Source organism: Stenotrophomonas sp. TD3, assembly GCF_001939825.1.
Lineage (GTDB): Bacteria > Pseudomonadota > Gammaproteobacteria > Xanthomonadales > Xanthomonadaceae > Stenotrophomonas.
The window spans coordinates 123,669-144,511 of record NZ_MOYM01000002.1 but is presented as its reverse complement, the minus strand read 5'-3'; the positions used below and the strand labels follow the sequence as shown (position 1 = coordinate 144,511).

The window sequence follows — 20,843 nt, the reverse complement described above, 5'->3', positions numbered from 1 at the left end:
TCCGTTAAGGTTGAGTTGACCGTCCGTGCACATGCCGGATGGGGCGGCATCCGGGGATGGGATGCCATGGCCGCCGGCCCTGCCGGCGGAGCCAAACAACTCATCACCTTGGGGGATGCATGAAGTTCGTGCCTGTCATGTTGTCGAGCCTGCTGTTCGCCGCGGCCCAGGCCGCCGCGCAGGCGCCGTCCGAATGTCCTTCGCTGCCAGCCAGCAGTGGCCTGCAGTGGCAGCAGCAGGTGCAGGCCGATTTCCTGGTCTGCCGCGCCAGCACCACGGATGGCCGCGAAGTGCTGAGCCTGATGCTCAGCGCGCGTGATCCCGCCATTCCGCTGAGTCGCTCGCTGCGCCAGGAAAAAGGCAGTTTCGGCGGTGAATCACTGTACTGGTACCAGCCCGACCTGGGCGGCCAGCAACCGCCGGGGTATGCCGAACGGCGCATCAGCGTGGTCAAGATCGACAAAGGGCGTTACGCGCAGATTTCGCTGTATCCGGACAGCGCGCAGGAGCTGGGCTCACTGCAACAACTGGCGCAGGGCATGAGCCTGACCCCGTCGGCCGTGGCCGCCGGGCGCTGACGGTGATGGGGATGACTGCCTGGCAGCATCCCCGCAACGCGACCCGATCCGACGGTAGTGCCGGCCGCTGGCCGGCACCCCGATCCGCCTTCGTCCGAGGCTGCTGCCGGCCAGCGGCCGGCACTACCTCAGAACTTGCCTTCCTGGAAATCAACGAAGGCCTGCATCAGTTCCTGCCGCGTGTTCATCACGAACGGACCGTGGCGCATCACCGGCTCACGCAGCGGACGGCCTGCTACAAGGATCAGCCGCGCGCCTTCGCCGCCGGCCGAAACATGCAGCTGTTCGCCGCCGCCCAGCACCGCCAGTTCCTGGCGCGCGACATCGCGCGCAGCATCCTGCTCACCCACCGTCAGCGCACCTTCGAAGACATAGGCGAAGGCGTTGTGGCCTTCCGGCAGCGTGTAGGTCCAGGCCCGGTCGGGCGCCAGCGTGATGTCCAGATAGAGCGGCTCGGTGGCCGGCTGCACGATCGGGCCGCGGGTGCCGTCGACCGTGCCGGCGATCACCTTCACTTCCACGCCGGCGTCCGGCTGCACCACGGGAATGCGCTCGGGCGCGAACTCCTGGTACTTCGGCTCGGTCATCTTCTCCTTCGCCGGCAGGTTCACCCACAGCTGGAAGCCGCGCATCTGCCCGCTTTCCTGCTCGGGCATCTCCGAATGCACCAGGCCGCGGCCGGCGGTCATCCACTGCACGCTGCCCGGGGTCAGCAGGCCTTCGTTGCCGTGGTTGTCGCGATGCCGCATGCGTCCGTCGAGCATGTAGGTGACGGTCTCGAAGCCGCGGTGCGGATGCTCCGGGAAGCCTGCGATGTAGTCTTCGGCGCGGTCGGTACCGAACTCATCAAGCAGCAGGAACGGATCCAGGTCGGGCAGCGTGGGGCCGCCGATGACGCGGGTCAGGCGCACGCCGGCACCGTCGGAGGTGGGCATGCCACGGATGGTCCGCAGCACGCGGACCGGTTCGGGAAAGCTCATGGCGACTCCTGTTGGATGGATGCCAGTGAAGATGGACGCCACATGGCCGTACGCCAATGGATGGCACCGCAACCGATTGTTCCATCCCTGATGTTCGCTGCACGTCAGCGCAACCGCCGTACGACCAAAGTACTACCGCAGATTCGTCCTGTGCCAATTGACCCTGTCGTGGGCAAGCAGGACTCTTTGACTGTCTTTCCGGGAGAGAGCACCTCATGAAAGGGTTTTCCAAACTGGGCTGGGCGGCACTCGCCCTGCTCGGCGCATTCTGTCTGGGCACCGTGGCCCTGCGCCGCGGTGAACACATCAACGCACTGTGGATCGTGGTGGCAGCGGTTTCGCTGTACCTGGTCGCCTACCGCTTCTACAGCCTGTTCATCGCCAACAAGGTGATGCAGCTGGATCCGACCCGGGCCACCCCGGCGGTGATCAACAACGATGGCCTGGACTACGTGCCGACCAACAAGCACGTGCTGTTCGGCCACCACTTCGCCGCTATTGCCGGTGCCGGTCCGCTGGTCGGCCCGGTGCTGGCCGCGCAGATGGGCTACCTGCCCGGCCTGCTGTGGCTGGTGGTGGGTGTGGTACTGGCAGGTGCAGTACAGGACTTCATGGTGCTGTTCCTGTCCAGCCGCCGCAACGGCCGCTCGCTGGGTGACCTCGTCCGCGAGGAGATGGGCCAGGTGCCCGGCACCATCGCCCTGTTCGGTGCGTTCCTGATCATGATCATCATCCTGGCGGTGCTGGCGATGGTGGTGGTCAAGGCGCTGGCCGAAAGCCCGTGGGGCATGTTCACGGTGATCGCGACGATGCCCATCGCGATCCTGATGGGCGTGTACATGCGCTACATCCGCCCCGGCAAGATCGGCGAGATTTCAGTGGTTGGCCTGATCCTGCTGCTGGCCGCGATCTGGTACGGCGGCAAGGTCGCCGCCGACCCGGTCTGGGGCCCGGCGTTCACCTTCACCGGCACCCAGATCACCTGGATGCTGATCGGCTACGGCTTCGTCGCCTCGGTGCTGCCGGTGTGGCTGCTGCTGGCTCCGCGCGACTACCTGTCGACCTTCCTCAAGATCGGCACCATCATCGCGCTGGCCATCGGCATCCTGGTGGTGATGCCGGAACTGAAGATGCCGGCGCTGACCCAGTTCGCCGCCAGCGGCGATGGCCCGGTGTGGAAGGGCGGCATGTTCCCGTTCCTGTTCATCACCATCGCCTGCGGTGCGGTCTCCGGTTTCCATGCACTGATTTCGTCCGGCACCACGCCGAAGCTGCTGGCCAATGAAGCGCACATGCGCTACATCGGCTACGGCGGCATGCTGATGGAATCGTTCGTGGCGGTGATGGCGCTGGTGGCGGCCTCGATCATCGATCCGGGCATCTACTTCGCGATGAACAGCCCGGCGGCGGTGATCGGTGCCGATGCGGCTTCCGCGGCGCACTACATCACCAACACCTGGGGCTTCACCATCACGCCCGAGCAGCTGACCGCGACCGCGGCCGCCATCGGTGAACCGACCATCCTGCACCGCGCCGGTGGTGCACCGACGCTGGCGGTGGGCATCGCGCAGATCCTGCACGAAGCGATTCCCAGTGGCAGCGACGCGATGATGGCGTTCTGGTACCACTTCGCGATCCTGTTCGAAGCATTGTTCATCCTGACCGCGGTGGACGCCGGTACCCGTGCTGGGCGCTTCATGCTGCAGGACCTGCTGGGCAACTTCGTGCCGGCGCTGAAGAAGACCGAATCGTGGACCGCCAACATCATCGGTACCGCCGGCTGCGTGGCGCTGTGGGGCTACCTGCTCTACACCGGCGTGGTCGATCCATTCGGCGGCATCCAGACGCTGTGGCCGCTGTTCGGCATCTCCAACCAGATGCTGGCTGGCATCGCGCTGATGCTGGGCACGGTGGTGCTGTTCAAGATGAAGCGTGACCGCTATGCGTGGGTCACCGCGGTACCGGCGGTGTGGCTGCTGATCTGCACCACCTATGCCGGCTTCATCAAGATCTTCGACAGCAACCCGGCACAGGGTTTCCTGGCGCAGGCACACAAGTTCCAGGCTGCGCTCGCCAGCGATACGATCACCGCACCCGCCAAGTCGGTGGCGCAGATGAAGCAGATCGTGGTCAACGCCTACGTCAACACCGGCCTGACCGCACTGTTCCTGCTGGTGGTGGGCGCGGTGCTGGTGTATTCGATCAAGACCATCCTGGCGGCACGCCGCAACCCGCAGCGTACCGACCGCGAGACCCCGTACGTGGCGCTGAAGCCGCATGAAATGGTGGATCTGTGATGAGCACGCAACTGGTTCCCGCCGGCCAATACCAGGCGCACCGCCGCATCTGGCGGCGCCTGGTGCAGACCGCACGGCTGTGCTGTGGCATTCCTGACTACGACAACTACGTCCGGCACATGCTGGAAAAGCACCCGGACCAGGAGCCGATGGACTACAAGACGTTCTTCCGCGAGCGCCAGGAAGCGCGATACGGCGGGCGCAACGGTGGACGCTGCTGTTGAGGGTTGGGTTCAACAGCTCTCGATTGACGTTGAGTAGATCCACGCCATGCGTGGATGAAACCTGGCAGACATCGAGTTGAATCCGGGGTCGGATCCGTTTCCTCCGGGAAACGGATCCGACCCCTTCCTTGTTCATGGAGACCCATGAAATGCATCCACGCATGGCGTGGATCTACGGGAGCGTGACGCCAGGACGGCCCGAACTCAGCCGGTCGCCATCCACTTCAGGATCAAACCGGTGACGTAGGCCAGGCCGGTGCCGGTGGCATAGCCCACCGTGCCCAGCAGCACGCCCACCGGGGCCAGCGTCGGATGGAAGGCTGCGGCCACCACGGGGGCCGAGGCGGCCGCGCCGATGTTGCCCTGCGAACCGATCGCGAAGAAGAACAGCGGCGCGCGCAGCAGCTTGGCCACCACCCACAGCACCAGCACATGCGTGGCCATCCAGATCGCGCCCAGCAGGAACAGCCACGGCCGATCCAGCAGCGACAGCAGGTTCATCTGCATGCCGATGCAGGCGATCAGGAAGTACAGGAACACCGTGCCCAGCCGCGAAGCGCCAGCCGCTTCCAGCCGGCGTGCACGGGTGAAGCTCAGGCCCAGGCCCATCGCCGTGGACAGCAGGATCACCCAGACGAACTGGCTGTCGAGGCTGAACTGGCTGGCCCAGCTGACATTGGCCTTGAACCAGCCCGACAGCGGCGCGGCGATGGCGTGGGCCAGGCCGACGCCACCCAAGGCCACGCCAACGATCACCATCAGGTCGGTCATGCTGGGAATGCGCGCGTTCTGTGCCTCGTAGGCGCTGATGCGTGCCTTCATCTCGTCGATGGCACGGGTGTCGGCACCGTTGCGGGTGTCGATCTGCTGCGCGCGGTTGGCCAGGAACAGCAGGATCGCCATCCACAGGCTGGCGCAGGCCACGTCGACCACCGCGAACTGGCCGAAGGTGGTGGCATCGGTGCCGAACACTTCGCGCATGGCGACCATGTTGGCGCCGCCGCCGATCCAGCTGCCGGCCAGCGCGGCCATGCCGGCCCAGGTATCACCGGCCACGGTTTCCGGATGGATCAGCTTCATCAGCTGGAATGAAACGATGGCGCCGAGCATGATGCCGGCGGTACCGGCGCAGAACACGACCAGCAGCTTCGGGCCGAGCTTGATGACGCCCTTCAGGTCGATCGAAAGCGTCAGCAGGACCAGCGCGGCGGGCAGCAGCACGTCGCGCGCGACTGGGTTGTACAGCGAGGTGTTGTGGCCATCGATGACACCGGCGGTGTTGTAGATGGCGGGGATGAAGTAGCACAGCAGCAGTGCCGGCACCCAGGCGAAGATTTTCTTAAACAACGGGGTCGGACCACTGGCGGCCCAGAAGATCAGGGCCAGGGTGGCGGCAATCAGGCCCAGTCCAACGATGTCGTTGCTGATCAGGGCAGTAGCGGGTTCGGTCGGCATGGGATCCTCTGTCGATCGAAAGAGCGGAGAAAAAAAAGCGCCGCATAAAGCGGCGCAGGTCGAGATTAACATTGTCTTCACGCCGGGTCATGCCGCAGCGCGGAGCAGATTGGGATGCCGGTCAGGCCGGGCGCGAGGCGCCGAAGTCCAGGGTGACGCGTGTCCCGCGCGGCTCGCAGGGCTGCAGCTGCAGGGTCCAGCCCAGGTGCTCGCACAACCGCGCGATCAGGTCCAGGCCGATGCCACCGCCACGATCGGCGCGCTCGCCGCGGGCCATGCGCGCGTGGATGGCCGCGATCTCCTCCGGGCTCATGCCATGCCCAGGATCCTGCAGGGTCAGCACCGCCGACGAATCCAGCTGCAGCTCGATATGGCCGCGACCGCTGTTCTCGATGGCATTGCGCAGCAGGTTGCCGATCGCCGCCTGCACCACCGCCATCGGTGCAACGATATCCACCGGCGCCGCCTGGATGCCGATGCTCAGGTCCTTGTCACCGAGCAGGTGGCGATGGTCGTCGACGATCTCCGGCAGCAGCTGGTCCAGGGCGATGCGCTCGGCACGCGCAGCCAGGCGCGCCGGATCACGCGCCAGCACCAGCAGCAGCTCGATCAGCTGCTCCACGCTCTGCGCCGTGCGCAACACCCGCTGCATCTGCTGGCGGGCACGCTCGGGCAGGCCCGGTTGCTCCAGCGCGAGCTCCGCGGCACCGGTCATCACCGCGATCGGCGTGCGCAGTTCGTGGCTGGCGGTGCTGATGAAGACCCGCTCGCGCTCGACGAACTGCTCGTTGCGGTCCAGGTAGTCGTTCAACGCACCGGCGATGGTATGCAGCTCTGAGCTGCCGCGCGGATCGACCTCGATACGCTGGCCCTGCACGCCCGGCCGCAGCCCGGCAATGTGCTGTGCCAGCAGGCTCAACGGACGCACCATCCGCTCCATGCCGAACGAGGCCATCAGCACGGTGACGAAGATCATGATCACCCCGGCCAGCATCACCCAACGTGTGGCGAACTGTTCCAGGTCATGGAAATCGGAGATGTCCAGCGCCAGCGCCACCCGCCCCATCGAGCCGGTGTCACGCACCATCACCGCAGTCTGCCGATCCTTGATCGGCACGCCATCGTGCAGCCCGGGATGCAGCGTGCGCACGCTCTCGGGCATGTTGCCCTCGTCGAAGCGGAACAGGCTGAGCGTGTCGGAATCCTGCCAGCGGTAATGCGGCTCGTGCTCGGTGTGGTCGACAATGCTGTCCAGTTCGGAATTGAGCAGCGCGCGCCAGGCGGCATGCTCGGCGTGTTCGTGCACGTAGTTGCCGACGCTGAACACGGCAATCGACAGCAGGGCCAGGTAGCCCAGCAACCACCACACCACGCGCCGGTACAGCGGGCCCGGCTTACGCGCCTTCATCGTCTTCCCGGGTTGCGTCGCTGGCCGCGGTCACCGCCAGGCGATAACCGACCCGCGGCAGGGTGTGGATCAGCTTGTCGGCGAACGGGCCGTCAACGCTGCGGCGCAGCTCGTAGACATGCGAGCGCAGCAGGTCGCCATCCGGTGGCTCGTCGCCCCACAGGGCGAATTCCAGCTGCTGGCGGGTCACCGCCCCCGGGCTGGCGCGCATCAGCACTTCCAGCAGCTTGCGGCAGGCCGGGTACAGATGCAGCACCTGGCTGCCGCGCTGCGCCTCCAGGGTCGCCAGGTCCAGCACCAGGTCGCCCACCTGCAGGCGCTTGCGCGGATTGCGGCCCTGCGCACGCAGCAGCAGCGCCTCCAGCCGCACCTCCAGCTCGGGCAGGGCGAACGGCTTGGTCAGGTAGTCGTCGGCGCCGGCACGGAAGCCGGCGATCTTGTCCGGCAGCTCGTCGCGCGCGGTCAGCATGATCACCGGCACCTCCGACGCGTGCTCGGCGCGCAGGCGGCGCAGCACCTCCGGCCCCTCCATGCGCGGCAGCATCCAGTCCAGGATCACCGCATCGTAAGGGTGGCTGCCGGCCAGGTGCAGGCCGGTGATGCCATCCGGAGCCACGTCGAGCACGTGCCCGCGCGACTCGAAATAGTCGAACAGGTTGGCCACCAGCTGGCGGTTGTCCTCGATCACCAACAGACGCATGCACGAAAGATCCACGGAAGTTCGTACCATGGTAGCGCCGACCATGTCGGAATGCGGTCGCCGTGCGCCCGCTCCGACGCCTTTCCTACCCCTGCCACGTCAGAGTGGCCGTTTTGCTCCCGGAGCCTGCCGTGCCCGTAGCCCTGCCCCGTCATTGGCGCCTGCCCCTGTTGTGGCTGCTGATCATCGCTGCGTTGGCGGCCGGTATCGGCCTGCGCCAGCCGCAACCGCCGGACGAGCCGCGCTTCGTGCTGGCGGCCCGCACCATGGTCGAAAGCGGGGAATGGCTGCTGCCGCACCGGGGCGTGGAGCTGTACGCGGAGAAGCCGCCGGTCTTCATGTGGCTGCAGGCGGCCGCCTACGAGATCGTCGGCAGCTGGCAGTGGTCGTTCCTGCTGCCGTCGCTGCTGGGCGCCCTGCTCAGCCTGTGGCTGGTCTCGGACCTGGCACGCCGGCTGTGGTCACCGCGGCATTCCCTGTACGCCCTGGCGGCGCTGTTCTGCACCCTGCAGTTCGGCCTGATGGCCAAGCGCGCGCAGATCGACATGGTGCTGGTCGGCATGACCACGGTGGCCCTGTGGGGATTGATGCGCCACCTGTGCGAGCGCCGCAATCTGCCCGCGCTGTGGCTGGCCGGTTTCGCCGCTGGCCTCGGCACGGTGACCAAGGGCGTGGGTTTCCTGCCGCTGCTGATGGTGCTGCCGTGGTTCGGCTGGTGGCTGTACCAGCGCCGCCGCGGGCGCAGCGTGGACGGTCCGCACCCGGCAACGCTGCTGTGGCTGATCCCGGCCTTCCTGCTGGGCGTGGCGGTGTGGCTTGCCCCGCTGGGCTGGGCATTGCTGCATGAGCCCAGCGCGTCCCTGCAGTCCTATGCCCACGAACTGCTGTTCAAGCAGACCGGCACCCGCTATGCCAACGCCTGGCACCACCGCCAGCCGGTCTGGTACTACCTGCAGGTGATCCTGACCTTGTGGCTGCCGGGCAGCCTGTTGCTGCCGATGCTGTTCAAACCCTGGTGGCGCCGCATCCGCCGTGGCGACCGCCGGCAGTGGCTGTTGCTGGGCTGGGCGCTGCTGGTGCTGGTGTTCTTCAGTGCCAGCCCCGGCAAGCGCGAGGTCTATGTGCTGCCGATGCTGCCGGCGATGGCGCTGGCGGTGGCCCCGCTGTTGCCGGGCCTGCTGCGCCGGCTGTGCGTGCGGCGCTACCTGTTCGGCTACAGCGTGGTGCTGATGCTGGCCACCGGCGTGCTCGGCGTGATGCTGATGACCGAGCATCCGTGGGCCGTGGCGCAGCTGGAACGGCGTGCGATGCCCGATTCGCTGCTGCCGGTGCTGGGGGATGGCCTGCTGACCTTTGCCATTGCCCTGGCCACGTTGATCGTGTGGCTGCGGGTGCGCCGTGCCGCAACGCTGGTGCTGCTGACCCACGGCATGCTGTGGATGCTCTACGGCCTGGTGCTGATCCCGGCACTGGATCCGTATGCGTCAGCGTCGGCGGTGATGCGCCGGGTGGGCGCGCGGATCGGCCCGGACGCGGAGCTGGCACTGGTCGCCTGGCGCGAACAGAACCTGCTGCAGGCAGATCGGCCGGTGCGCGAGTTCGGCTTCAAGCGCCCGTGGGCCGAGCAGTGGCATGACGCCGGCCCGTGGCTGGCCGAGGCACCGGGCAAGCGCTGGCTGCTGGTGCTGGACGATGCGATGAGCCCCTGCGTGGACCCGGCCAAGGTGATCGACATCGGCATTGCCAACAGGAATCGTTGGCAACTGCTTCCCGGTACGGCCTGGGACCCGGAATGCCACGCCGAGCGGACAGGATCGACCGCCGAAGAAGACTGAACGTTGACACGTGCCGGGCAAACATTAACCCGGCACGAACGAGCGTCCGACCCTTCTCCGACATCCAGGTGACGAGCATGACCGCGGATTCCCGAACCGCCCCTTCCCAGCATGCCCGTTCGTCCCATTGATTCGGTAGCGCCGCTTGCGACATCACCACTGGCGTCAAGATTTGCCGTAACCCACCTTTGGCTGCCTGTCGCAATCGGTCTACCCGTGTTTACGCTGCTGATGGGTTTCGGCGGCGACCAATGGGTGGCCGATCACCTGTTCCGCCTTGAAGGTGGCCACTGGGCATTGCAGGACGCCTGGATCACCCGCACGGTGGTGCACAAGGTGGGCAAATGGCTGAGCACGGCAGCGGCGCTGGTGGCGATCCTGCTGTGCTTCCACCACTGGCGCAAAGGACGCGATCGCACCCTGCGATGGGCGTTGCTCTATGTCGTGATTGCCATGGCACTGGGCACCGGCGTGATCTCCCTGCTGAAGGCGCTGGTGCCAATGGAATGCCCGTGGGATCTGCTGCGCTACGGCGGCCATGAGCCCTTCATCGGACTGTTCACGCTGCGCCCCGAAGGTATGGCCGCTCGGGCCTGCTTCCCGGCCGGCCACGCCAGTGCTGGTTATGCCTGGCTGTGCCTGTACTATTTTGCCCTGCTGTGGCGCCCGTCGTGGCGCTGGGCCGGGTTGTGGATCGGCCTTGGCACCGGCCTGGTGTTCGGCATCAGCCAGCAGCTCCGGGGCGCGCATTTCCTTTCGCATGACGTTGCCACTGCATTGATATGTTGGCTGCTTTCGCTCGGCCTGTATGTCCTGATCCGCCGTCAGCTGGACCGTCCCAACCGCCAGGAGGCAAACGCATGAGTGCATCGGTCCAACGCCCCGCCCGCCTTCCCGCGTTGGCGAGTCTTCGCCGCTGGCGGCCGCAGCTGTCCACCGAAGCACTGATCGCACTGACCAGCCTGTTCTTCGCGGTGGCCGGCAATGGCCTGTTCTGGCACAGCGCGATGGCCAGCCATCCGGGCAGCGTGCGCTACGCGCTGTCGCTGCTGCTGTTGCTGCTGGGTGCGCACGGCGTGCTGCTGGGCATCCTGGTCTGGCGCTGGAACGCCAAGGTGGTGATCAGCCTGCTGCTGCTGGTGACCGCATTCGCCGCGCACTACATGAGCCGCTACCACATCTACCTGGATGCGGACATGCTGCGCAACGTGCTGGCGACCGACCCCAAGGAAAGCCGCGAGCTGATGACCGTGTCACTGCTGTGGCCGGTACTGCTGCTGGCGGTGCTGCCGATGATCGTGCTGTGGCGTGTGCAGCTGCGTCGCCGCAGCTGGGGCCGCAGCCTGTTGTGGCGGCTGGGCTTCCTGGTGGTGGCGGCGGTGACTGCGGTCGGCGGCGCGTTGATCTCGTTCCAGGATGTCTCGGCACTGATGCGCAACCAGCGCGAAGTGCGCTACCTCGCGACACCGGCCAACGTGCTGCTGGGCATGCCGCGTGCACTGCGTGGTGACAACCCGGTGCAGCGCGCGCCGAAGCTGCCGATCGGAACCGATGCCAAGGCCACCCCGCGCGCGCCGGCCAGCAAGCCGCGCCTGCTGGTGATCGTCATGGGTGAGACCGTGCGCGCGCAGAACTGGGGGCTCAACGGTGGCCGCAACACCACCCCGGAACTGGCGCAGGCCAGCGTGATCAGTTTCCCGGACATGCACTCGTGCGGCACCAGCACCGAGGTTTCGCTGCCGTGCCTGTTCTCGCCATGGGGTCGCCACGACTACGACGAAAAGAAGATCCGCGCGCACCAGTCGCTGCTGCACGTCCTGAACCGCGCCGGCATCGCGCCGTTGTGGCGTGACAACCAGTCCGGCTGCAAGGGCGTGTGCGAAGGCCTGGACTTCCAGTCGCTGTCCGATGCCACCACGCCGGGCCTGTGTGCCGATGGCCGCTGCATGGATGAGATCCTGCTGCAGGACCTGGCCACCCAGGTGCGTGCCAGGCCCGGTGACCGGGTGGTGGTGCTGCACCAGCTGGGCAACCACGGCCCGGCCTACTTCGAGCGCTATCCGCCCGCGTTCCGCCGTTTCACCCCGACCTGCGATACCCGTGACATCGGCCGTTGCTCGCGCGAAGAGATCACCAACAGCTACGACAATGCCGTGCTGTACACCGATCACTTCCTGACCAAGACCATCGGCACGCTGCAGGGCATGCAGGACTACGACACGGCGATGATCTACCTGTCCGACCACGGCGAGTCGCTGGGCGAGAAGGGCCTGTTCCTGCACGGCGTGCCCTATGCCATCGCCCCGGCCGAGCAGACCCGGGTACCGATGACGATGTGGTTCTCGCCGGGCTTTGCCAGCAGCCGCGGGCTGGACCTTCAGTGCGTGCGCAAGCGTTCGGCGGCGTACACCGACCATGACAACCTGTTCCCGTCGGTGCTGGGCCTGATGCAGGTGAAGACCTCGCTGTACGAGCGCGACCGCGACGTGTTCGCCAGCTGCGAAGGTTGAGGGTTGTTCGGCAGGGCTTGCAGCCCTGCACCCACGGTAGTGCCGGCCGCTGGCCGGCAGCCTCGACAGCAACAGCAACAGCAGAAGCTGGTTTCCCGTGGGTAGGCGGGGTGGGTCCGGTGGCGGGAGACGCCGTAAACCCATCCATGGGGGCTTGGCCGCGGCATCCATGCCGCGGACACTCCCGCCACCGGACCCACCCCGCCTTCGACAGTTTTCCGCAATCGGTTGGAACGACCTTGGGGTCAGATCCGTTTTCCGGAGGAAAACGGATCTGACCCCATTTTGATTGTCGATACCTGACAGATGTGTCGACCAAGGTCGACACCCACCAACAGCCGCAGCGATCTGTCAGAGGCGGGGCGGTGTGGGCTTGCAGGACCGTTGGCGCCATGGATGGCGCCATCGAGCCCCCATGGATGGGTTTACGGCGTGTCCTGCAAGCCCGCACCGCCCCGCCATCCCTCGGAATGCACGCTGTTGCTGTTGCTTCGGCCTTTGCCCTTGCTTGAGGGCCTCTGCGGGTGCAGGGCGCAGCCCTGCCGAACCCAACCGACTTCCGCCACTTGCGGTGGCAGCGACTGCCCACTAGCCTTCGGCCGTCGTTCACCACCCAAGGACCGCCCGTGAAACACCGTCATCTCCTGCTGGCCTCGGCAATCGCCGCCGCCACGCTGGCCCTGGCCGCCTGCAAGAAGGAAGCTGCCCCAGGCACCGATACCGCCAGCAGCAGCGCCCCGGCCGGCGAAACCGCCGACCAGTTCGTGGCCCGCATCAATGCCGAATTCAAGGCCGCCTACCCGGAGATGACCTCGGCGCAGTGGCTGTCCTCCACCTACATCAACAGTGATTCGGAACGCATCGCGGCCAAGGCCAACGAGCGCTCGCTGACCCAGCTCAACAGCTGGATCGAACAGGCGGCCACGTTCGACGGCAAGCCGATGAGCGAGGACAGCAAGCGCGCGATCCACCTGCTGAAGCTGATGTCGTCGATGCCGGCACCGCGCGACCCGGCCAAGCTGGCCGAGCTGACCCAGATCGCCACGCGCATGGAAGGCAGCTATGGCGCCGGCAAGTACTGCACCGATGCCAACGACCCGAACTCCTGCCGCCAGTTGGGAGAGCTGGAGCAGGTGCTGGCACGCAGCCGCGACTACGACAAGCAGCTCGACGCCTGGCAGGGCTGGCACAGCACCACCAAGAGCATGCGCGGCGACTACCAGAAGTTCGTCGGCCTGGTGAACGAAGGCGCCAAGGGCATGGGCTTCACCGATGCCGGCCAGATGTGGCGCAGCGGCTATGACATGCCGCCGGAACAGATCGGCCCGGAAACCGACCGCCTGTGGGAACAGGTCAAGCCGATGTACGAGCAGCTGCACTGCTACGCGCGCGGCAAGCTGGACAAGACCTATGGCAAGGACAAGGCGGAAGTGGGCAATGGCCTGATCGCCGCACACCTGCTCGGCAACATGTGGCAGCAGGACTGGTCGAACCTGTGGGACCAGCTGGAACCGTACCCGGGTGCCGGCAGCCTGGACATCACTGCGGCGCTGGAAAAGCAGTACCAGACCAACCTGAGCGCAGCGCTGGCCAAGGCCGGCAAGGACGCCAACGTAGCCGCCCAGTACAAGGCGCAGCGCGAGGCCGAACTGCGTACCGCCAAGCAGATGACCGAACGCGCGCAGGACTTCTACGTGTCGCTGGGCATGCCGTCGCTGCCGCAGTCGTACTGGGAACGCACCCAGTTCATCAAGCCCGACGACCGCGACGTGGTCTGCCACGCCAGCGCCTGGGACATGAACATGGAAGGCGACGTGCGCACCAAGATGTGCATCAAGCCGAACGAAGAGAACTTCACCACCATCTACCACGAGCTGGGCCACATCTATTACGACCTGGCCTACAACCCGCTGCCGCCGCTGTTCCAGGGTGGTGCCAACGATGGCTTCCATGAAGCGATCGGCGACACCATCGTGCTGGCGATGACGCCCAAGTACCTCAGCTCGATCGGCCTGGTCGACGCGCCGACCGAGAGCCGCGAAGCGGTCATCAACAACCAGATGCGCATGGCGCTGTCGGGCGTGTCGTTCCTGCCGTTCGGGCTGATGATCGACCGCTGGCGCTGGGGCGTGTTCGATGGCTCGATCACCGCCGACAACTACAACAAGGCATGGTGGGACCTGAAGGCCAAGTACCAGGGCGTGGCGCCGGCCAGCACCCGTGGCGAAGAATTCTTCGACCCGGGCGCGAAGTACCACGTGCCGGGCAACACCCCGTACACGCGTTACTTCCTGGCGCGCATCCTGCAGTTCCAGTTCTACAAGGGCCTGTGCGACGCGGCCGGCTACAAGGGCCCGCTGCATGAGTGCACCTTCTACGGCAACAAGGAAGCCGGCCAGAAGTACTGGGCGATGCTGAGCAAGGGCGCCAGCCAGCCGTGGCAGGCCACGCTGAAGGAGCTGACCGGCACCGACAAGCTCGATGCCGGCCCGATGATCGAGTACTTCACCCCGGTCAACGAGTGGCTGAAGCAGCAGAACGAAGGCCAGATGTGCGGCTGGCAGGCCAACGCGGCACCGGCGGCGAAATGAAAAAAGGGGCGGATCCGCGAGGATCCGCCCCTTTCTGGTAGTGCCGGCCGCTGGCCGGCAACCACGCGATGAAGAGCCAACGGGCAGCCGGCCAGTGGCCGGCTCTACCGAAGTGCCTGTCAGCTGTTCTTCTTCGCCGCCATCGCTGCAGCCAGCTCGGCCTTGAATTCCTCGAAGGTCTGGCCCTTCTCCTTTGCTTCGGCCTGCGCCGCATCACGCAGCGCGTCGGAGTACATCAGGCGCACCGGCGTGCCGTTGCGTTCGTGCAGTTCACCGGCCTGCATGATCAGCGCCAGCACCTGCGCAGCGCTCTCGCTGTGTCCCGCGATGCGGCCATCCATGCCCAGCACCCATTCGCCATCACGGCGCACGACACCGGCCAGCAGGGTGCGCTGCGCGTCGCGCAGTTCGGCATGCGGCTCCACCGGCGAGGCCTGGGCAGCGGCCTTGTTGGCGGCCTGCTTTTCCTGGCGACGGCGCTGGTCGCGGCGGGTCTTGGAGCTGGTGGACATGGTGCGGTACCGCTGCGAGGGGGGCGCAAGGATAGCGCACCCCGCCCGCAGCGCTGCTTCACGTCGCCTCAGTCCAGCACTTTGCCGTGGCGCCAGTAACCCATGAAGGTGATCGCGCGGCGGTCCAGCCCGCAGTCACGGACCAGATGGCGACGGATCGCCATCACGGCCCCGGCCTCACCTGCGACCCAGGCGTACAGCGGCCCAGCCACGCGGCTATCGGCCTGCTCCCAGAGGATCTGCGTATCGACGTCGATCTCTTCCAGCGCATCGCCGGCAGCCACACCCGAGGCCGCCGCCAACCTTGCCTGGACTGCCTGCAGCAGGGGCTGCCCGTACGCCGCCTGCCCGCGCGGCAACCAGACCAGCTCGGCCGTGGCCGGCGCCTTCAGGGGAACCGCATCACCGGCCTGCGCCACTTCCAGCAGGGCCAGCGTGCGCGGCGGATCCACCATGGCCGCCAGTTCCTCGAGAATCCCGGCCACTGCCGGCAACGCGGTCTCGTCAGCCACCAGCAGCACCTGGCCAACGCAGGCCGGCGGCTTCCATTCCCAGCCCTCGCTGCTGTCGGCGCAGTCGGCATCCGGGGCCAGCAGCACCACGCGGTCGCCCGGCCGGGCATGCATGGCCCAGCGCGAGGCGGGACCGGTCACGCCGTGGATGACGAAATCGACATCGACCTCGCCCTGCTCCGCTCGCAGCTGGCGGATGGTGTAGGTGCGCATCGGCGGGCGCTGATCGTCCGGCAGGGCCCGGTAGCGTGGATACCAGTCGTCGCCGCTGGGGACCTGCGGCACCTCCTGGCCGGGCAAGGGAAAGAACACCTTGATGCGCTGGTCCGGGCCTTCGGTCTTCATCCGCGCCACGTCGGCACCGGTGAACACCATGCGGTCCAGGGAAGGGGAAAGAACGCGGCGCTCCTTCAGCGCCACCTCGAACAGGCGGTAGGTCTGCTGCGCAGCCATGGGGGAACCTCATGCAACGACATCGGATCGGCTGGCTGTCGTGCACCTGTGCACCGGCTGGCTGGAGTGCCCAGCCTAGTCCGGTGGATTCCCGTCGCAAGCGCTGCGGGCGTCGCGGCCCGCCCTACCCCTGCACGCTGCTCAGTGACCCGTGCAGGCTGCCTGCGCCGTGCGTTCACGCTGGTGTTCCCAGTACCAGAACACGAAGCCGGCGCCGAAGAACGCCGCCTGGCCCAGCGCCAGGTGCAGCGGGCTGGCGCTGAGCAGCGGCGACACCACGCCGGCCACCACGGTGCTGATCATCAGCTGCACGAACGCCTGCAGCGACGAGGCCAGGCCGCGCTGGTGCGGGTACATGTCCAGCACCGCCAGCGCCAGGATCGGGAAGATCAAGGCCATGCCCATGCCGCCCAGGAAGATCGGCAGTACCGCCCACGGCAGCACGAACTGCGGCGCCAGCGCCACGTAACCGACGTTCAGCAGCACCGACAGCGCGCACAGGCCGAAACCGATGGCGACCTGGCGGGTGGGCGTGGCGTGCCCGGCCATGCGCCCGGACAGGAACGAGCCGGTGGTCATGCCGCCGATGGTGGGGATGAACAGCCAGGCGAAGCCGCCCTCGCCCAGGTGCAGGTGCTGCATCACGAACACCGGCGCCGAGGAGATGTACAGGAAGATGCCGCCGAAACCGATGCTGCCGGCCAGCGCCAGGCGCAGGAAGCGCGGATTGAAACCGATGCGCACGTAGTCGCGCATCAGCACGCGCGGCGACAGCGGCACCCGAGCCTCGACCGGATGGGTTTCCGGCAGATAGCGTGCGGTGGCTGCCAGCAGGACCAGTGCGAACACCACCAGGAACCAGAAGATCAGCGGCCAGCCCGCGCCACTGAGCAGGATCCAGCCACCGATGATCGGCGCGATGGCCGGGGCGATGCCGAACAGCATCGACACCTGGCTCATCAGCCGCTGCGCGTCGTGGCCGTGGTACAGGTCGCGGATCACCGCGCGGCCGACGATCATGCCGACGCCCGCGGACAGGCCCTGCAGCGCGCGGAACGCCAGCAGCGTGGTCAGGTCGGTGGACAGCGCACAGCCGACCGAGGCGCCGACGAACACCACCAGGCCGCCGAGGATCACCCGCTTGCGGCCCCAGGCATCGGACAGCGGGCCGTGTGCCAGGCTCATCAGGCCGTAGAACAGCAGGTACACGCTGATGGTCTGCTGCACCGCCACCTCGTCCACCGCCAGGCGCTGGGCCAGCTGCGGGAAAGCCGGGAAGATGGTGTCGATCGAGAACGGACCGAACATGGCGAGGCCGGCGAGCAGCAGGGCCATGCGGCGGGTGGAAGGAGCAACAGCGGCGGTCATGGAGAAGGCGTCCGGCAGGGCCATGCGCGGCACGCACGGCGGGCGCCGGTCCCCCTGCAGCAGGGACGGCGCCAGATGAATTCGGGTATCCGCCCATCATAGGTGGGGATTGCGCCTGATGCCATGCAGCAGTGCACAAAACATACGGACGGGCCATCGGCCATTCAGGCGCCGCGGCCGGGCCCGGAGGCGGCTGGCGCGTCCGCAACGGGCTATAATCGGCGGGCAACACGGTGGGAGAAGCGGAACACCGCTGCCGAAGGCGCAACGCCCGTAATCGCTCAGGCCCGATACCACCCGTAACACAACTCTGGAGAGACCGGTTCGATCCGGCGCCGAAGGGGCACGAAGCCGCGGTTTTCCGCGCTTCCAAACTCTCAGGCAAAAGGACAGAGGGGCGCCCCGCAGACCGCCGACCGGCGGCTTGTGCCCGTGCGTGTGCCCTTTCCTGACGGATCCTTCGCCATGTCCCAGAACACCCCTTCCCTGCGTGAGCTCGAGCACCACAATGCGTTCGTCGAGCGCCACATCGGCCCCAACGATGCCGAGATCGCGCAGATGCTCGACGTCGTCGGCCATGCATCGCTGGACGCGATGACCGATGCCATCGTACCGGCCAAGATCAAGTCGCCGGCACCGCTGGCACTGCCGGAATCGATGACCGAAGTGCAGGCACTGGCGAAGATCCGTGCGATCGCCGACAAGAACACCGTGCTGCGCAGCTTCATCGGCCAGGGCTACTACGGTACCCACACGCCGAACGTGATCCTGCGCAACATCCTGGAAAACCCGGCCTGGTACACCGCCTACACCCCGTACCAGGCGGAAATCTCGCAGGGCCGCATGGAAGCGCTGATCAACTTCCAGACCCTGTGCGCCGACCTCACCGGCATGGAAATCGCCAACGCCTCGCTGCTGGACGAAGCCACCGCCGCCGCTGAAGCGATGACCCTGGCCAAGCGTTCGGCCAAGTCGAAGTCGGACACCTTCTTCGTGCACGACGCCGTGCACCCGCAGACGCTGGAACTGCTGCGCACCCGCGCCGAGCCGATGGGCATCGTGCTGCGCGTCGGCACCCCGGCCGAGGCACTGGAAGCGGAAGCCTTCGGCCTGCTGCTGCAGTACCCGGACACCTTCGGCCAGGTCGGCGACTACAAGGCGCTGGTCGATGCCGTGCACGCAAGCGGCGGCCTGGTGGCCGTGGCCAGCGACCTGCTGGCCCTGACCCTGCTGGCCGCCCCGGGCGAATGGGGTGCGGACATCGTGGTCGGCAACAGCCAGCGTTTCGGCGTGCCGTTCGGCTTCGGCGGCCCGCACGCCGCGTTCATGGCCTGCCGTGACGCCTACAAGCGTTCGATGCCGGGCCGCCTGATCGGCGTCTCGGTCGATGCCCAGGGCAACCCGGCCTATCGCCTGACCCTGCAGACCCGCGAGCAGCACATCCGCCGCGAGAAGGCCACCTCCAACATCTGTACCGCACAGGTGCTGCTGGCGGTGATGGCCTCGATGTATGCCGTCTACCACGGCCCGGAAGGCCTGACCCGCATCGCCCGCCGCACCCACCGCCTGACCTCGATCCTGGCCGCGGCGCTGCGCAAGGCCGGCGTGCAGGTCGGTGGCGACTTCTTCGACACCCTGCATGTCACCGGCGTGCACGCCGATGAGATCCACGCCAAGGCCCGCGCCGCCGGTTACAACCTGCGCGCGATCGACAGCGACTCGGTCGGCATCAGCCTGGACGAGACCGCCACCCGCGCCGACGTGGTCGCGCTGGCCGCCGTGTTCGGTGCGCAGGCCGACGTCGACGCGCTGGATGCCAGCACCGCCGATGCGCTGCCGGCCGGCCTGCTGCGCCAGTCCGCGTTCCTGACCCACCCGGTGTTCAACACCCACCACAGCGAGCACGAACTGCTGCGCTACCTGCGCTCGCTGGCCGACAAGGACCTGGCGATGGACCGCACGATGATCCCGCTGGGCTCGTGCACCATGAAGCTCAACGCCACCGCCGAGATGATCCCGGTGACCTGGCCGGAGTTCTCGCAGATCCACCCGCTGGTGCCGGCCGACCAGGCGCTGGGCTACAAGGAACTGATCGACACGCTGGAAGCGATGCTGGTGGAATGCACCGGCTACGACGCGGTCAGCCTGCAGCCGAACTCCGGCGCGCAGGGCGAGTACGCCGGCCTGCTGGCGATCCGCGCCTACCACCGCTCGCGCGGCGAAGACCACCGCGACATCTGCCTGATCCCGGACTCGGCGCACGGCACCAACCCGGCCTCGGCGCAGATGTGCGGCATGAAGGTCGTGGTCACCAAGACCGATGCCAACGGCAACGTCGACGTCGAGGACATCCGCCTCAACGCCGAGAAGTACAGCGACCGCCTGGCCGCGATCATGATGACCTACCCGTCCACGCACGGCGTGTTCGAGGAAGAGGTGGTGGAGATCTGCGAGATCATCCACAAGCACGGCGGCCAGGTGTACACCGACGGTGCCAACATGAACGCCCTGGTCGGCGTGGCCAAGCCGGGCAAGTGGGGTTCGGACGTTTCGCACCTGAACCTGCACAAGACCTTCTGCATCCCGCACGGCGGTGGCGGCCCGGGCGTCGGCCCGTGCGCGGTCAAGGAGCACCTGGCCCCGTTCCTGCCGGGCAAGCTGGGTGACAACGGCCCAGTCGGCATGGTCAGCGCGGCCAGCTTCGGCAGCGCCTCGATCCTGCCGATCAGCTGGATGTACATCGCGATGATGGGCCGCGACGGCCTGCGCAAGGCCACCCAGGTCGCGCAGCTCAACGCCAACTACATCGCCAAGCGCCTGGCCCCGCACTTCAAGACCCTGTACACCGGCCGCAATGGCCTGGTGGCGCACGAGTGCATCCTGGACGTGCGCCCGCTGGAGAAGACCAGCGGCATCGGTGCCGAGGACGTGGCCAAGCGCCTGATCGACTTCGGCTTCCACGCCCCAACCCTGAGCTTCCCGGTGGCCGGCACGCTGATGGTGGAGCCGACCGAGAGCGAATCGCTGCACGAACTGGATCGCTTCATCAACGCGATGATCCAGATCCGCGAGGAAATCACCGCGATCGAAGACGGCCGCCTGGACCGCGAGGACAACCCGCTGAAGAACGCGCCGCACACTGCCACCGCAGTGACCGCCAGCGAGTGGACCCACGCCTACCCGCGCGAACTGGCCGCCTTCCCGCTGGCCAGCCTGAAGCAGAGCAAGTACTGGCCGCCGGTGGCGCGTGTCGACAACGTGTACGGCGACAAGAACGTGATGTGCGCCTGCATCCCGGTCGATGCCTACAAGGATGATGAAGTCGAGGCTTGATTCCTCACTGCATCGGTAAAGAAAACGGCCCGCGCAAGCGGGCCGTTTTCATAAGGGCGTGTGGACCAAGGTCCACACCCACACACA

At 66.9% G+C, this 20,843-nt stretch carries 15 protein-coding genes and 1 riboswitch; of the genes, 8 read left to right on the top strand and 7 right to left on the bottom strand.

Annotation, left to right across the window (positions count from 1 at the left end; translation table 11 throughout):
• Window positions 1–119: 119 nt before the first annotated feature.
• Window positions 120–578, top strand: coding sequence for a hypothetical protein (locus BKE09_RS17520; RefSeq protein ID WP_049443041.1), 459 nt, complete (start codon window positions 120–122; stop codon window positions 576–578).
• Window positions 579–706: 128 nt separating this feature from the next.
• Here the strand turns inward: BKE09_RS17520 and BKE09_RS17515 are convergent, their stop codons facing one another.
• Entirely contained in the window at window positions 707–1,558 is an 852-nt protein-coding gene (locus BKE09_RS17515) for a pirin family protein (protein ID WP_014038096.1), read from the bottom strand.
• Between the two features lie 215 nt (window positions 1,559–1,773).
• On the opposite strand from BKE09_RS17515, the gene BKE09_RS17505 reads away from it, so the two are divergent.
• Entirely contained in the window at window positions 1,774–3,855 is a 2,082-nt protein-coding gene (locus BKE09_RS17505) for a carbon starvation CstA family protein (protein ID WP_014038097.1), read from the top strand.
• Window positions 3,855–4,079, top strand: coding sequence for a CstA-like transporter-associated (seleno)protein (locus BKE09_RS17500; RefSeq protein ID WP_005410613.1), 225 nt, complete (start codon window positions 3,855–3,857; stop codon window positions 4,077–4,079). The genes BKE09_RS17505 and BKE09_RS17500 overlap by 1 nt, the downstream gene beginning before the upstream one ends.
• A 204-nt stretch (window positions 4,080–4,283) precedes the next feature.
• On the opposite strand, the gene BKE09_RS17495 is transcribed toward BKE09_RS17500, so the two are convergent.
• The 3 genes from BKE09_RS17495 to BKE09_RS17485 form a co-directional block, all read right to left on the bottom strand.
• The gene (locus BKE09_RS17495; RefSeq protein WP_075676948.1) at window positions 4,284–5,534 is read right to left on the bottom strand and encodes a DUF819 family protein; all 1,251 of its coding nucleotides are present in this window, start codon (window positions 5,532–5,534) and stop codon (window positions 4,284–4,286) included.
• Between the two features lie 121 nt (window positions 5,535–5,655).
• Window positions 5,656–6,942 carry a HAMP domain-containing sensor histidine kinase gene (locus BKE09_RS17490; protein ID WP_049443039.1) on the bottom strand — a complete coding sequence of 429 codons (1,287 nt, stop codon included), beginning with the start codon at window positions 6,940–6,942 and terminating at the stop codon, window positions 5,656–5,658.
• Complete coding sequence (locus BKE09_RS17485) at window positions 6,929–7,642, bottom strand: response regulator transcription factor (RefSeq protein ID WP_014038101.1); 714 nt, start codon at window positions 7,640–7,642, stop codon at window positions 6,929–6,931. Before BKE09_RS17485 ends, BKE09_RS17490 begins: the two co-directional genes overlap by 14 nt.
• A 131-nt stretch (window positions 7,643–7,773) precedes the next feature.
• On the opposite strand from BKE09_RS17485, the gene BKE09_RS17480 reads away from it, so the two are divergent.
• The 4 genes from BKE09_RS17480 to BKE09_RS17465 all read left to right on the top strand — a co-directional run bounded on the left by BKE09_RS17480 (window position 7,774) and on the right by BKE09_RS17465 (window position 14,578).
• Window positions 7,774–9,477: a glycosyltransferase family 39 protein gene (locus BKE09_RS17480; protein ID WP_075676946.1), complete on the top strand. Its 1,704-nt coding sequence runs from the start codon at window positions 7,774–7,776 to the stop codon at window positions 9,475–9,477.
• A gap of 111 nt (window positions 9,478–9,588) precedes the next feature.
• A complete protein-coding gene (locus tag BKE09_RS17475) occupies window positions 9,589–10,341 on the top strand; it encodes a phosphatase PAP2 family protein (RefSeq protein WP_075676944.1) in 753 nt (250 codons plus the stop codon).
• Window positions 10,338–11,987 (top strand): phosphoethanolamine--lipid A transferase, encoded by a 1,650-nt coding sequence (locus BKE09_RS17470; RefSeq protein ID WP_075676942.1) that lies wholly within the window; start codon window positions 10,338–10,340, stop codon window positions 11,985–11,987. The genes BKE09_RS17475 and BKE09_RS17470 overlap by 4 nt, the downstream gene beginning before the upstream one ends.
• Before the next feature lie 626 nt (window positions 11,988–12,613).
• On the top strand, window positions 12,614–14,578 hold the full coding sequence (locus BKE09_RS17465) for a M2 family metallopeptidase (protein ID WP_014038105.1): 1,965 nt from the start codon (window positions 12,614–12,616) through the stop codon (window positions 14,576–14,578).
• A 119-nt stretch (window positions 14,579–14,697) separates the two neighbouring features.
• Here BKE09_RS17465 and BKE09_RS17460 read toward each other — a convergent pair whose 3' ends face one another.
• The 3 genes from BKE09_RS17460 to BKE09_RS17450 all read right to left on the bottom strand — a co-directional run bounded on the left by BKE09_RS17460 (window position 14,698) and on the right by BKE09_RS17450 (window position 17,423).
• The gene (locus tag BKE09_RS17460; protein ID WP_008265644.1) at window positions 14,698–15,090 is read right to left on the bottom strand and encodes a hypothetical protein; all 393 of its coding nucleotides are present in this window, start codon (window positions 15,088–15,090) and stop codon (window positions 14,698–14,700) included.
• Window positions 15,091–15,158: 68 nt separating this feature from the next.
• Window positions 15,159–16,055, bottom strand: a complete 897-nt coding sequence (locus tag BKE09_RS17455; protein ID WP_075676940.1) for a siderophore-interacting protein — start codon at window positions 16,053–16,055, stop codon at window positions 15,159–15,161.
• A 141-nt stretch (window positions 16,056–16,196) separates the two neighbouring features.
• Entirely contained in the window at window positions 16,197–17,423 is a 1,227-nt protein-coding gene (locus tag BKE09_RS17450) for a multidrug effflux MFS transporter (RefSeq protein ID WP_075677359.1), read from the bottom strand.
• Window positions 17,424–17,723: 300 nt separating this feature from the next.
• A riboswitch (glycine riboswitch) is annotated at window positions 17,724–17,826 on the top strand.
• A gap of 62 nt (window positions 17,827–17,888) precedes the next feature.
• Here BKE09_RS17450 and gcvP point away from each other — a divergent pair.
• On the top strand, window positions 17,889–20,756 hold the full coding sequence (gene gcvP, locus BKE09_RS17445; protein WP_075676938.1) for an aminomethyl-transferring glycine dehydrogenase: 2,868 nt from the start codon (window positions 17,889–17,891) through the stop codon (window positions 20,754–20,756).
• Window positions 20,757–20,843 lie beyond the last annotated feature (87 nt).

Coding starts and splice junctions, on each gene's coding strand:
- BKE09_RS17485 (WP_014038101.1), bottom strand. CDS start 7,642: ATGCGTCTGTTGGTGATCGAGGACAACCGCCAGCTGGTGGCCAACCTG.
- BKE09_RS17455 (WP_075676940.1), bottom strand. CDS start 16,055: ATGGCTGCGCAGCAGACCTACCGCCTGTTCGAGGTGGCGCTGAAGGAG.
- gcvP (WP_075676938.1), top strand. CDS start 17,889: ATGTCCCAGAACACCCCTTCCCTGCGTGAGCTCGAGCACCACAATGCG.
- BKE09_RS17470 (WP_075676942.1), top strand. CDS start 10,338: ATGAGTGCATCGGTCCAACGCCCCGCCCGCCTTCCCGCGTTGGCGAGT.
- BKE09_RS17460 (WP_008265644.1), bottom strand. CDS start 15,090: ATGTCCACCAGCTCCAAGACCCGCCGCGACCAGCGCCGTCGCCAGGAA.
- BKE09_RS17505 (WP_014038097.1), top strand. CDS start 1,774: ATGAAAGGGTTTTCCAAACTGGGCTGGGCGGCACTCGCCCTGCTCGGC.
- BKE09_RS17515 (WP_014038096.1), bottom strand. CDS start 1,558: ATGAGCTTTCCCGAACCGGTCCGCGTGCTGCGGACCATCCGTGGCATG.
- BKE09_RS17500 (WP_005410613.1), top strand. CDS start 3,855: ATGAGCACGCAACTGGTTCCCGCCGGCCAATACCAGGCGCACCGCCGC.
- BKE09_RS17475 (WP_075676944.1), top strand. CDS start 9,589: ATGCCCGTTCGTCCCATTGATTCGGTAGCGCCGCTTGCGACATCACCA.
- BKE09_RS17490 (WP_049443039.1), bottom strand. CDS start 6,942: ATGAAGGCGCGTAAGCCGGGCCCGCTGTACCGGCGCGTGGTGTGGTGG.
- BKE09_RS17450 (WP_075677359.1), bottom strand. CDS start 17,423: ATGACCGCCGCTGTTGCTCCTTCCACCCGCCGCATGGCCCTGCTGCTC.
- BKE09_RS17495 (WP_075676948.1), bottom strand. CDS start 5,534: ATGCCGACCGAACCCGCTACTGCCCTGATCAGCAACGACATCGTTGGA.
- BKE09_RS17520 (WP_049443041.1), top strand. CDS start 120: ATGAAGTTCGTGCCTGTCATGTTGTCGAGCCTGCTGTTCGCCGCGGCC.